Source organism: Pseudoalteromonas aliena SW19 (assembly GCF_014905615.1).
In the GTDB taxonomy this organism is placed as follows: domain Bacteria; phylum Pseudomonadota; class Gammaproteobacteria; order Enterobacterales; family Alteromonadaceae; genus Pseudoalteromonas; species Pseudoalteromonas aliena.
Map to the genome: position 1 here is coordinate 210,410 of NZ_AQGU01000028.1, position 13,167 is coordinate 223,576.

Consider the following 13,167-nt stretch of genomic DNA (forward strand, 5'->3'; position numbering starts at 1 on the left):
AAACCGCTTACGCGGTTTTTTTCGTTTTAGTAATAATTCATCAGTAGTACGAGTATTATTTTTTCACTTTAGCGTTAGCAAATGCATCAGCAAACGCATTTCCCATTAAGGCGTTACCGTTATCACGTTTTGTCTTGGCAGCTCGAGGTTGTGAATTATTAGTGCGTGTTTGTGGCTTTTGCGAAGCTGTTGGTTTACTGCTGCTAGTATCAATGTCGTCATCTAAGCGCATAGTAAAGCTTATACGCTTACGAGAAGCATCAACTTCGACTACTTTAACTTTTACAATATCGCCAGCTTTAACTACTTCACGCGGATCGGATATAAATTTATTAGTAATTGCTGAAATATGCACTAAACCATCTTGATGAACACCTACATCAACAAATGCACCAAAATTGGCAACGTTAGAAACGACACCTTCCAAAATCATACCTGGCTTTAGATCGCTAATTTTTTCAACGCCAGCTTTAAACTCAGCTGTTTTGAATTCAGGGCGAGGATCTCGACCTGGCTTATCAAGTTCAGTAATAATATCGGTAACCGTTGGTAGACCAAATTTTTCGTTAGTGTAATCGTTGGCTGCAAGTTTTTTTAAAAAATCACTATTGCCGATTAAGCTATTTACATCAACACTATTATGCTCACAAATACGCTTAACAATTGGGTAAGCTTCAGGGTGTACTGATGAGTTATCTAGCGGATCGCTACCATTATTAATACGTAAAAAACCTGCGGCTTGTTCAAATGCTTTTGGCCCTAAACGCTCTACTTTTTTAAGCTCACTACGTTTAGTAAATGAACCGTTAGTATCACGATAATTTACAATATTCTGCGCTAAGGTTTTGTTTAAACCAGAAACGCGTGTAAGCAATGGTATAGACGCCATATTTAAATCTACGCCAACTGAGTTTACACAATCTTCTACAACAGAAATAAGGCTTTGCCCTAATTGGCTTTGCGATACATCGTGCTGGTACTGACCCACACCAATTGATTTAGGTTCAATTTTAACAAGCTCTGCAAGTGGATCTTGTAGACGACGCGCAATAGAGACAGCCCCTCGTAAAGAAACGTCTAAATCAGGAAATTCATTAGCGGCAAATTCAGAGGCTGAATATACCGATGCACCGGCTTCGCTCACCATAATTTTATTAAGTTTAAGTTCTGTGTTTGCTTTCATCAGCTCAGCAACTAGCTTATCGGACTCGCGTGATGCAGTGCCGTTACCAATTGCAATTAACTCGACCTTATGTTGGCGACAAAGTTGCTCTAACGTACGCAACGATTTATCCCAGTGGTTTTGCGGTGCATGCGGGAAAATAGTTTGTGTGGTGAGTAGCTTACCTGTGCTATCTACAATCGCAATTTTACAACCAGTACGCAGGCCTGGATCAAGTCCAAGCGTAGTGCGTGGACCTGCAGGGGCTGCCATAAGTAAATCTTTTAAGTTTTTAGCAAATACATCAATTGCGCCAGTTTCGGCTTTTTCACGCATAGCTGCAAAAAATTCATTTTCTAGGTGCAACCCTAACTTAACTTTCCATGCCCATTGGACAACGCTTAAAAGCCAAGGACTTGCCGCTTTATATTTAATATCTAAACGGTAATGCTCTGCAATCATGTTAGCGCATAATTGAGCTGGGTTTTCAGCACTCGGCTCAGGGTTAACATTTAGCTGTAGTATGCCTTCATTGCGAGCTCTGAGCATTGCAAGCGCACGGTGTGAAGGAACTTTTTTTAGAAGTTCTTGGTGCTCAAAGTAGTCGCGATATTTTGCACCAGCTTGTTCTTGGCCTTTGACGAGCGTGCTCTCAATCGCCCCATTTTGGCTAATATGGCTTCTAAATTTAGCGAGTAGCTTAGCGTCTTCCGCAAAGCGTTCCATTAAAATAAATTTAGCACCATCGAGGACTGCTTTTATATCAGCAAAGCTTTTCTCTGCATTGATAAATTGCTCAGCTTGTTGCTCAGGATCTAGATTAGGGTTTTTAAAAAGCGCATCGGCAAGTGGCTCTAAACCAGCTTCAATTGCTATTTGGCCTTTAGTGCGTCGCTTTGCTTTATATGGGAGATATAAATCTTCAAGCTCAGTTTTACTTTGGGCAGTAGTAATATCAGCCTTTAGCTCAGCGGTTAATTTATTTTGAGATTCGATAGTTGATAAAATAAAGCTACGGCGTTCTTCAAGTTCACGTAGGTAGGATAAACGCTGCTCTAAAAGGCGCAATTGGGTGTCATCTAAACCACCGGTTACTTCTTTTCGGTAACGGGCAATAAAAGGAACTGTCGCGCCTTCATCAAGTAACTTTGTTGCAGCAACAACTTGGTGTTGCTGTGCATTTAGCTCACCGGCTAAACGTGCAGAGATATCGCTCATGCAAAAACCTTTTTAAACAAAAATAAGACCAGCTAACGTAGTTAACTGGTACGGCTAATTGCTTGAATAATATCACAGGAGGTTGTAATAAAAAGCTCTTAAAGCAAGCTATTTCACTTGCTTTAAGATGGTTGGCTCGGGGGGAGTATTATGCTGTCAAAAGGACCCTTAGTGAGGGTGCTCTATGTTTTCTAATACTTCACTGAATGAGTGAGCAATAGGGCTAATATGCAGTGGAATATGCAATGTCTTAGCAATTTGACGAGCCGAGATTAAGCCGCAAATTTCGTTATTAGCTGTAGTAACTAATAAGAACATAACACCTTGATGTTCCATAGTTTGCAGCGCATCACCAATACATGAGTAGGTTAAGCTTTGCATGCTTACCCCCATCAACTGGCTGATTGGTGTCATTATATGGCGTAGACTAACTTCGCTACGGGGGGTATTTAAACGTTGGGCAATAATCGTAATTTTTGAGCTTTGCAAATCAGCGCTAGAAACAATGCCAACCAATTTATGAGTATCATCAGTGACCAAAATAAAATCAGACTGTTGGGCATTAATTTGCTTAAGTGCCGACTCAATTGTTGTTTCGTGTTGTGCACGCACAGGTATTTTTTGAGTAAAGCTGTTTACTACTTTTAGTGCTGGAGAGGTTAAATCAATTAATGGTTGCTCATCTACAAATGTGCTAGCAATAACGCCGTGAGAAATATTTTGAGTACGCAATTCTTTAAAGTTAGACATAATAGTCACCTTATTAGTTATAAAATTTAATCAATATTTAAAACAATGAGTTAAATTGAATAGCTAGGTGGTCCACGCTGATAAGCCGTGCTAAAAGGTCTGTCTAAAATTGAACTCTCGTAAAACGAGTGCGTGTCTTTAGGGAGTGGTTGAGGCGCCTTAAAGGAAGTAACATTAACGAAAGAATCTGCGTCAAGGTCTAGGTTTACTTGGTCAGGAACATCACAAGCAATAAAATGATTAGAGGTTGTTACATGATCTAAATTAGCTTCGGTAGCGTTGGCGTGCAGCGTTAAGCTTACACCCATTAAAAGTGCAAACAATACGGCATTACTTAATATGCGCTGTACTACGTTTGACATAACGACGACCTTAACTAATCTCAAATTAAAACATCAGAATTTGAGTAAATTCATTTATAGCTTATTGGTATAATTTAAACAATCAAAAGTTAACATGATCTGAATCAAAACCTACGATATATTTTTTTGATAGTCAATAGAATTTATATACCACTCCTTTTTACCTTGTGGCGTCATTACTGCAAAATCGTCATCAACCTGTTTTTTAATTAATGCACGTGCCATCGGTGAGTCAATAGAAATATAGTCCTTACGGTCGTAAATTTCGTCAGGCCCTACAATTCTGAATTTTTTAATGTCGCCTTGCTCGTTTTCAATTTCGACCCATGCGCCAAAAAAGACTTTTCCATCTTGAACGGAGGAATAATCAATAATTTTCAGATCGGGAATGCGTTTGCGCAAATAACGCACGCGGCGATCTATTTGGCGCAGTAATCTTTTGTTGTACTGATAATCTGCATTTTCAGAACGATCGCCTAAGCTTGCTGCCCAGCTCACTATTTTTGTAACTTCAGGGCGCTTTACATTCCATAAATGATCGTGTTCTTGTTGCAGCTGTAAGTAGCCTTCGCGGGTAACTAAATTTGTTTTCACGGTATATTCTTTTTAAATGCTCATGTTGGGCAAGGTAATAAAATTAGTAAAATTTGTCGAGTTTAAAATTTTTGAAATGTTCAGTAACAATCTAAGCGGGTAATTAGTTTTGATTATTAGGTTTTTCATTTATATTAACCAGTAATTGGATATAAAAATAAGAAAGAGACAATGGGACACGAAACCACAAAAGTATTGGTTGTTGATGACGACATGCGTTTACGCAGTTTGCTTGAACGTTATTTAGTAGAGCAAGGCTTTATCGTTAGAACCGCAGGTAATTCAGAGCAAATGGATAGGCTCCTCGAACGTGAAAATTTTCATTTAATGGTTCTCGATTTAATGCTCCCTGGTGAAGACGGTTTGTCGATTTGTCGCCGTTTACGTCAAAAAGAAAATGAAATCCCTATTATTATGCTCACCGCTAAAGGTGACGAAGTAGATCGTATTATCGGCCTTGAATTAGGGGCTGATGATTACATTCCTAAGCCGTTTAATCCTCGCGAGTTGCTTGCGCGTATTAAAGCTATTTTACGCCGTCGCGCAAAAGAAGTGCCGGGCGCTCCCGCCGCAGAAGAAAATCTAATCGCATTTGGTAAATTTACGCTTAACTTAGCAACGCGCGAAATGAGCGAAGGCGATAAAACAGTTTCTTTAACGAGTGGTGAGTTTGCTGTGCTTAAGGCGCTGGTATCTCATCCGCGAGAGCCGCTTAGTCGAGATAAACTAATGAATCTAGCGCGAGGTAGAGATTACAGTGCGCTTGAGAGAAGTATTGATGTGCAAGTATCTCGACTTCGTCGGATGATCGAAATTGATGCCGCTAACCCGCGTTATATCCAAACTGTATGGGGTTTGGGCTATGTGTTTGTGCCGGATGGTGAAAAGTAATTTATATGGGGATGTTTCCACGCAGTGCATTTGGGCAAACGGTTTTTTTAGTAGCAGCATTGCTGCTAATAAACCAAATCGTGTCTTACGTAACAGTGAGTTTATATGTTGTAAAGCCGACTATTGAGCAAGTTAATTTAATGCTCGCCAAACAAATTAAAACAGTATTTATTGATTGGGAAGATGGCGTAGAGATCAATGATGAGGTTTCAGAAAAGTTTTTTGAGATCACAGGCATAGAAGTCATGACTCAACGAGAAGCTATGCGTAATGGACTTGGTCAAAGTCGCGAGTACTCAGGATTATCACGGAGTATGTCTGAGCAGCTGGACGGTTTTTCGCGAGTAAGAATTAGCCAAACTGGCCCGCTGATATATTGGGTGGAGGCTCCACAGGCCCCTGGTTACTGGGTAAAAGTGCCATTAATTGGATTTAAAGAAAATAATCTAGAGTTTTTAACTTTTTACTTATCAAGTATCGGATTTTTAAGTGTGCTAGGTGGTTGGCTGTTTGCTAGGCACTTGAATCGCCCTTTAAAAGCATTACAACAAGCGGCGATTAAAGTGAGTGTAGGGGACTTTTCAACTAAAGTAGGAGAGCAAGGTTCCACAGAAGTAATTGAGGTAACGCGAGCATTTAATCAAATGTCGCGCGGTATTGCTGAGCTTGAAAATGACCGTCGATTATTAATGGCGGGTGTGTCTCACGATTTACGTACGCCGCTCACTCGTATTCGTTTAGCGACTGAAATGATGGCAGATACCGATGAATTTTTGCGTGACGGAATTATTTACGATATTGAAGATATGAACGGCATTATTGATCAATTTATAGAGTACTTACGTCACCATAAGCGTGAAGAACTTATTTGCGAAGATATTAATGCTTTAGTGGCGGAGGTTGTGCACTCTGAGCTGCAGCATCAACGTTTAATTACATTTAAGAGTAATCCTAATATTGGTAAAATCCCGCTCAGTATAGTGGCAATTAAACGCGTTATAACGAATATGATAGGAAATGCTCGACGCTACTCCGAAGGGGATATTGAAGTACTTAGTTACTTTAATTCAAATAAAAAATATGCAGTTATTGAAGTGAAAGATAATGGGCCAGGGATCCCTGAAAGTGAACTTGAATCAGTGTTTGAGCCATTTAAGCAAGGTGATGCTGCGCGTGGCAGTGAAGGCAGTGGTTTAGGTCTTGCTATTATTAAGCGAATTATTGATATGCACGATGGAAAGGTCAAACTTTCTAATCGGCCTGAGGGCGGATTAAGTGCGAAAGTTTATTTGCCTTTAAAGCATATTAGTCCAAAAGAATAACTAACCTGAGCTCTGGTTAAGAGATTTTCAGTGAAAGCAAGGCGAATTTACGCGTCAATAGCTGGCCTATTGCAAATAAATTCAACGCGGTTAGCGCTGAAAATAGTTGCTCAAGATCGATTTATTATCCAGAGTTCAGGTTAACTATGATGTGGATCATTCGTTATGCTCTATATTGATGCCTACGCTGCCAAAAAGGCATGCTCGACCAACGTTGTTCTTGATGATAAAAATAGTGCTGGTGATGTAAATAATGACGCCATATTTGCTCTATTTGTTGCTGATAGGTTTTATTAAAGTGCTGTTGTATATCGTTATCGATAACTTTTAGTATATTTGATTTTTGAAGCAGTAATGCCAATTGCATCGCGCTTGCCATTGCGTTAAAAATCCCCTGCGATGATAAGGGATCAAAGCTCATAGCTGCATCACCTAATGCGGCCCATTGTTGACCAGAGAAAGTATTTAAACGTGTTGAGTTAGCGCTTACAATGCCTTGTAGATCTAATGTTTCTTGATTGTTATCTAATAACTTTGCTAGTGCTGGTTGCTGTTGAGCATGTTGAATAAAAAACAATGGATCGCGATGCAGTTCTTTAGGAATGAGATCTGAATCGGTTTGAAAGGCTAAAACACGACGTTGGTTTGGAAGTGGCGCACTATACCACCAGCCACTCTCAGTTGAGACAATATCACCCAATTTATTTTCACTGTTATCAGCTAGCGTTGCCCAACATGATATTAAGCGATCATTTTGCTGACGATTAGTGTATTTTTTGGCGAAATGAGCTTGACGACCTGTCGCATCAATAACGAATGGACATGCTATATTTGTTTCTTGCGCTGTGCTTGAGTCTGGATCGGAATTAACAAGGGTGATATGCCACGAATTTCCTTGGTATTGACTGTTGCTAAGTTTGACAGGCCAAATGCACTCTACACCACGCTGCTGAGCTTTTTCACGTAAAAAAAGTTCGAACTTTTTACGATCGAGCCTCCAGCCGAATCCATCGGTATTACTAAGATTATCTGCAATGTGACGTGCCTCTTGACCCCAATTTATCTTTATTCCGGCATTATGCAAATGATGGGGAAGTGCGATATCTGTTTTTAATAGGCCTTCAAACTCGTCTAACAAATTGAGCTGTTGTAAAATCCGTTTTGCTGCGGGTGCCAAACACTCTCCAATACGTTCCTCAGGAAATGCAGATTGATCGATGAGTGTTACTTTATAAGAGTCACATAAAGCAAGCGCAGCAATACAGCCAGCCACACCTGCACCAATTATTACAACACTGCTATTTAATTCATCGCTTTTAATCATGAATGTTTCATCGCTAGGTTAAGCGTGCTAGGTAAATCGAGAGATAAAATAATTATAATATTCGATAAGCGCATGGCGTTTTCATTGCTTGATTTATCTAGCTTGTGATGAATGAATGAGAACGTTGATTTTTCTTTGTTAGCCACGGCGAATATTCCTTTCTCAGCGATTGAGATGTTTATATTGAATAAATATGGTATTTAGCTACCAATTTTTTAAGAATATTGACAAAGGGTAGGTGATGCACTCAGAGAAATCTATTACAGAGTATTACAGCGGCTAACATGATGTTTAGAATGGATGAGTTTTTATGCCCAAAATTCATTTAAGCAGATGAGCGTTTAAGTTTATTTTTCTCTAGCCAGAAATTTCAGTAAATTTAGCGCTGAAAATAGCTGTTTGAGATAGATTTATTATCCACAGTTCAGGTTAATTATAGAGCAAGGTTTATTGGCAAGATATCAGGCAGAAGTAAATCACTACTTAAACCAGCTGCAGTAAATTTACTGCAGCTGATTCAATATCCACGATGCTTATTACATCGGCGCTTTAAAGTGCTTTAAAGCGAATCGCGACACCGCCACTGGTAGCAAGTTCAAGCGTTAGTTTATCGCTTGCAGTAACGATACGTTTTTCGATAGTTAAGTCGTATGGTTTATTTTTCCACTCTGCATTTTGACCATCTTTATAAATTTGCGCTTCAAACTTTTTACCTTGCTCTAAAAAGTCTAATGGCACTGTCATAGTACGAGCTTTTTCGTCGGTAACAGCGCCTAAATACCAGTCATTTCCTGAGTACTTATCACTTTTTCGCTCTTTGCGTGCAAACACAATAAAGTCGCCAACTTCACCATCAAGCGCAATGCTTTTTTGCCAATCTGTGGGTACATCTTGAATAAATTGAAATGCATCAGGTTTAGCTAAATAGTTTTTAGGTAAGTCGGCCGCCATTTGAATTGGGCTATATAACACCACATAAAGTGCCAGTTGCTTAGCAAGCGTAGTTTGCGGACGATTAGTATCGGCACCTAGGCCATTAAAGCTCATATCAAAAATACCAGGGGTAAAGTCCATTGGACCTGCCAGCATACGGGTAAAAGCAAGCATTGGTACGTGTTCTGGTGGGTTTGGAGGTGTGCCCCATGCATTAAACTCCTGTCCGCGTGCACCTTCGCGGGCAATCCAGTTTGGATAAGTACGACGAAGACCCGTATCTTTAATTGGTTCGTGGGTGTTAATACTAATTTTATGTTTAGCAGCTAGCTTTACGTTATAAAGATATTCGTTAACCATAAACTGGCCATCGTGCCATTCATGGCGAGCTATCCCGTTTTCGTCGATACGTTTAATATTTCCACCATCGGCTACGTAGCCTGTTTTTACTTGGCTTACATTTGATTTTTCGTAAAGAGTAAACGCATCCTCCATTTGGTTACGATAGTTACTTACACTGCCGGATGTTTCGTGATGACCAATGAGCTGCACGCCTTTTTCTTTACCGTATTGAGTAAGCGCGGCTATATCGAAGTCGTCATAAGGTTGGGTAAAGCTAAATACATCGCCATTAGAAAACCAATCGCCATCCCAGCCAATGTTCCAACCCTCAACTAACACACCATCAAAACCATATTGTGCTGCAAAGTCCATGTAGTATTTAGTTGTTTGAGTGGTCGCGCCATGTTTTTCGCCGCTCCCCCATGTTTGGGTGTTTATATGCATCCCCCACCAAATACCAACATATTTACCAGGCTTAACCCAAGATACATCGCCTAATTTATTCGGCTCATTTAGGTTTAAAATAATGTCAGAGTTAATTAAATCTACGGCACTTTCACCCATTTGAATCGTGCGCCATGGCGTAGTAAATGCCCCTTGCTTTTTAACTGCAATCCCATCTGACCAAGGTGTTAAATCAGCCTGAAATGTACCTGGGCGGCGCTGATTAAGTACCATTGCTGCGTAATCAACAAGGGCAGCTTCGTGGATACTAAAATGTATGCCGTCTTTATTTTTAAAAGTAAATGGCGTGTGTACTAAAGCCGCATCATTTAGCGGGGTGGTGTTATAAATATACTCATAACGGTTCCAACCACGAGCAGGGATCCACCATGCCGTGGCATCGTTACTATTGGTTATAGCAAATTCGGTCAGTTCTTTTGTTATTTCTATGTTGTCAAAACCAGCCTGTTTTGGTACTTCGTATCTAAAGCCAACACCATTGTTAAATGCTCTAAACCTAACGGTAAAAGTGCCGCCTTGAGGCTGCGTCTTGTTAAATGTTACAGTAATCTCATTATGATTATCGGTAACAGTTTGGCGTTCACCCCAAGGTAATTGCCATTGTGTATCTATAGTGCGATCTTGAGTTTTGGTGATTTTAAAGCCCTCACTAAAAGGGGCTTGTTGTTTAAATTCAAATCCAAGAGCTGAGTTGTTTATTACGGGCTTATTCTTAAAATCAATAGAGTAAGTAGGCGTACTTTGTTCATCTGATATTATAATTTTTATATTGCCGTTAGGAGATTGCAGCGTAGCTGTCTGAGCAAAGCAACCACTCGAAAAAGCTAAAAGTAAGAGTGCTGATGTTCTCATTGTTGATCCTTGGGTGTGTCAGTGTGAATCAACCAGCATAAAGGCAGTTGTTAAGGAATACGACTTTCTACATACGTATTCAATGTTATAAAAAAGAGAAAGAAATTATCAAGCTACTCGGTCTATAATGTAAATAAATTGAAAATAAGAATTAGGAAGCTAATGATCAAATTTTTCGTCTTTACCATATTAATGGTCTCAAGCTGGCAAGCCGCAGCAGTTAGCATAATAATTAAAAATACAAAAAATGAGCCCATAGCTAATGCTGTTGTGTGGTTAACTGCAAAAAATACCTCAGAGAAAATTACTTTACCCAGTACACCTTATTCAATGAGTCAAAAAAATAGAGAATTTACACCGCGTATTTTAGTCGTTCCGCAAAATGCCAAAGTGGAGTTCCCTAATGCTGATTCTATTATGCATCATGTTTACTCATTTTCTGAGGCTAAAACATTTGAATTAAAGCTTTATAAAGAGCAACCTAAAGCACCTTTAGTGTTTGAACAAACAGGCGTTGTCGAGCTTGGTTGTAATATTCACGATTGGATGCTGGGCTATATAGTTGTGGTTGATAGCACCATTTTTGCGATTACTGATGACACTGGCAAGGTTGAATTAACAGCGGTAGCAGGCGAGTACAAATTAAGTGTATGGCACTCTGGGTTTGGCGATATCAGTAATGTTGAATCAGAACCTGTAACTATAAGCTCAACACCACTTACCTATAAAGTTAAGCAGGCAATAATTGAGCAAATTGACTTCGTCACGGATGAATTTGATGATTACGAATAATTTTTTTAAGGCAACATTGTTAAGCTGTGCCGTCTTGTTTTGCTGCGCATCGAATGCACAGGTAAAAGGCTTATTACAAATTAGAGCTGTACAAGGTGATAACGTGCTTAGTTGGCAAGAAGGAGGCATTGGTTTGTATCGCCACGATACTCAAAGTGATGAGCTTAATTTGTCCCAAGGTATTTTAGATTTTAGTGTTGATTTAGCATCTAGCTGGTCGGCTCATGGTGTGTTAAACGCTAATCAAGATCCTGACGTTGGCTTGGGGTTTACGCAAGCTTATGTAAAGTATCAGCCACTATCTAACAGTGATTATAAATGGCACGTGCGCGTAGGTGGCTTTTACCCGCTGATGTCGTTAGAAAATCCTGATATAGGCTGGACTTCTCCCTATAACTACACAAACTCAGCTATTAACAGTTGGATTGGTGAAGAAGTACGTACTGTTGGTGCAGAAGTAACCATTAAGCGCCCAGCTAAACGCTTTAACAGCGCACATAGCTTTAGTGTTGTAGGTGCTACATTTAAAGGCAACGATCCTGCTGGTACGTTGTTATCTTGGCGAGGTTTCGCACTACATGACAGGCAAACAACGTTGAACGAAAATGTAAAATTTGCGTCTATAGCCGCCTTAAATGAATATGAGTTACGCTGGCAGGCTAACCAAGTTCTCCCATTTGAAGAAGTAGACGGACGCTTTGGCTATTACGTGGGTATGCATTGGGATTACTTAAAACAGTCACAATTTCGAGTGTATTACTACGATAATAATGGCGATCCCACTAAGGTGAATATTAGTTCTGGGCAGTATGCATGGGATACCCGCTTTGTGAGTGCTGCGTGGTTATATAAATTTAGTAAAAAAACACGTTTAATTGCACAAATACTTAATGGCAAAACGGCAATGGGGGGTAACTTACTAATAAATAATGCCTTTTATAGTCATTATGTAATGCTCAGTCATAAAGAAAATAAACACAGGGTGTCGTTACGTTACGATTATTTTAAAGTAACTGACAACGACACCACTGCGTTTGACCCCAATGCAAGTTATGGCGAAGGGTTAACAGCAACATGGCGTTATGACCTTAGTAAAAAAATACAACTAGGGATAGAGGCGTCAGCACTTAAAAGCTTTGCTGCAAATAGGGCGGCAATAAACTTTAATGAACGAATCTCGCAGCAACAAGTAATGTTAAACGCGCAATGGCGATTTTAAAGCATAAAAAAGGGGAGCTTATAAAAGCTCCTCTTTTAGTTTAATAAAATGGGTATAGATTATTTTTTATCAAACGCGCGTTTCATGTAGTTAGGTGTCGCGAGTGCGCCATGATGAATACCACTGTTGTAGTATTCACTTTGCTCGGCTATTTGTGCTGCGCCGTCTTCTCTAAAACCGTCAAATGCTTGTGATTTACGTGCAAGTGTTACCGACCATAAACCACTTGGGTAAATTGGTTGCGGGAATGGCAGTGTTTGTAAATCGTTAAAGCCTACGCTTAACATTGCTTCGCGCATTTCAACTAATAATGGCATATGCATAAGTGGTGATTCACTTTGTTGCACTAAAATACCACCTGGGCGCAGTGCATTTAAACAGCTTGTATAAAATGCATGATTAAATAAACCTTCGCCTGGGCCTACTGGATCTGTGCCATCAACAATAACCACGTCAATGGATTCGCCAGCCGCTTCGCGCATATATTTAATACCGTCGTCAAACATCACTGTTGCACGGGCGTCGTTGTTAGACTCGCAAAGCTCTGGGAAGTACTTTAACGACATTTGCGTAACTACTTCATCTATGTCTATTTGCGTTACAGTTTCTACGCCTGGGTGTTTTAATACCTCGCGTAAAGTGCCGCAGTCGCCACCACCAATAATAACCACGTTTTTAGGGTTTGGGTGTGCTAAAAGTGCAGGGTGGCTGATCATCTCATGATAAAAGAAGTTTTCGCGGGTTGTTACCATAGTACACCCGTCGATGATCATTAAATTACCAAAGTCTGTGGTTTCAAACATTTCTACCTTTTGAAAAGGAGACTGTTTTTCATCTAACTTTTTGTTAATACGTAATGAAAATGCGCTGCCATCGCGGTCGCTAATTTCAGTAAACCACTTACTTTGATCTAAATTTGCCATAGTTGCTATTACACTTTT

The 13,167-nt window shown here is 39.9% G+C and carries 12 protein-coding genes; 4 read left to right on the forward strand and 8 right to left on the reverse strand.

Going from position 1 to position 13,167, the window contains the following annotated elements:
* Positions 1-55 precede the first annotated feature (55 nt).
* From PALI_RS16175 to greB, 4 genes are all read right to left on the reverse strand, one after another.
* Positions 56-2,380, reverse strand: a complete 2,325-nt coding sequence (locus PALI_RS16175; protein ID WP_193156483.1) for a Tex family protein — start codon at positions 2,378-2,380, stop codon at positions 56-58.
* A gap of 168 nt (positions 2,381-2,548) precedes the next feature.
* Positions 2,549-3,130, reverse strand: a complete 582-nt coding sequence (locus PALI_RS16180) for a CBS domain-containing protein (protein WP_193156484.1) — start codon at positions 3,128-3,130, stop codon at positions 2,549-2,551.
* A 50-nt stretch (positions 3,131-3,180) separates the two neighbouring features.
* Positions 3,181-3,492, reverse strand: a complete 312-nt coding sequence (locus tag PALI_RS16185; RefSeq protein ID WP_077536351.1) for a hypothetical protein — start codon at positions 3,490-3,492, stop codon at positions 3,181-3,183.
* A gap of 111 nt (positions 3,493-3,603) precedes the next feature.
* Positions 3,604-4,086: a transcription elongation factor GreB gene (gene greB / locus PALI_RS16190; protein ID WP_077536350.1), complete on the reverse strand. Its 483-nt coding sequence runs from the start codon at positions 4,084-4,086 to the stop codon at positions 3,604-3,606.
* 171 nt (positions 4,087-4,257) lie between these two features.
* Here greB and ompR point away from each other — a divergent pair, with 171 nt between their 5' ends.
* Both ompR and envZ read left to right on the forward strand, forming a co-directional pair.
* Positions 4,258-4,977 (forward strand): osmolarity response regulator transcription factor OmpR, encoded by a 720-nt coding sequence (ompR, locus tag PALI_RS16195; protein ID WP_193156485.1) that lies wholly within the window; start codon positions 4,258-4,260, stop codon positions 4,975-4,977.
* Positions 4,978-4,982: 5 nt separating this feature from the next.
* Entirely contained in the window at positions 4,983-6,299 is a 1,317-nt protein-coding gene (envZ, locus tag PALI_RS16200; protein WP_182701656.1) for a two-component system sensor histidine kinase EnvZ, read from the forward strand.
* 163 nt (positions 6,300-6,462) lie between these two features.
* On the opposite strand, the gene PALI_RS16205 is transcribed toward envZ, so the two are convergent.
* From PALI_RS16205 to PALI_RS16215, 3 genes are all read right to left on the reverse strand, one after another.
* On the reverse strand, positions 6,463-7,623 hold the full coding sequence (locus tag PALI_RS16205; RefSeq protein WP_193156486.1) for a tryptophan 7-halogenase: 1,161 nt from the start codon (positions 7,621-7,623) through the stop codon (positions 6,463-6,465).
* Positions 7,620-7,769 carry a hypothetical protein gene (locus tag PALI_RS16210; protein ID WP_171037549.1) on the reverse strand — a complete coding sequence of 50 codons (150 nt, stop codon included), beginning with the start codon at positions 7,767-7,769 and terminating at the stop codon, positions 7,620-7,622. The genes PALI_RS16205 and PALI_RS16210 overlap by 4 nt, the downstream gene beginning before the upstream one ends.
* Positions 7,770-8,172: 403 nt before the next feature.
* The gene (locus PALI_RS16215; RefSeq protein WP_193156487.1) at positions 8,173-10,215 is read right to left on the reverse strand and encodes a glycoside hydrolase family 97 protein; all 2,043 of its coding nucleotides are present in this window, start codon (positions 10,213-10,215) and stop codon (positions 8,173-8,175) included.
* 162 nt (positions 10,216-10,377) lie between these two features.
* Between PALI_RS16215 and PALI_RS16220 the strand changes: the two genes are divergently transcribed.
* Positions 10,378-11,007, forward strand: a complete 630-nt coding sequence (locus tag PALI_RS16220) for a methylamine utilization protein (protein WP_193156488.1) — start codon at positions 10,378-10,380, stop codon at positions 11,005-11,007.
* Positions 10,994-12,226 carry a hypothetical protein gene (locus tag PALI_RS16225; RefSeq protein WP_193156489.1) on the forward strand — a complete coding sequence of 411 codons (1,233 nt, stop codon included), beginning with the start codon at positions 10,994-10,996 and terminating at the stop codon, positions 12,224-12,226. The genes PALI_RS16220 and PALI_RS16225 overlap by 14 nt, the downstream gene beginning before the upstream one ends.
* A 59-nt stretch (positions 12,227-12,285) precedes the next feature.
* On the opposite strand, the gene speE is transcribed toward PALI_RS16225, so the two are convergent.
* The gene (gene speE, locus PALI_RS16230) at positions 12,286-13,149 is read right to left on the reverse strand and encodes a polyamine aminopropyltransferase (protein ID WP_182701651.1); all 864 of its coding nucleotides are present in this window, start codon (positions 13,147-13,149) and stop codon (positions 12,286-12,288) included.
* Positions 13,150-13,167: the final 18 nt, after the last annotated feature.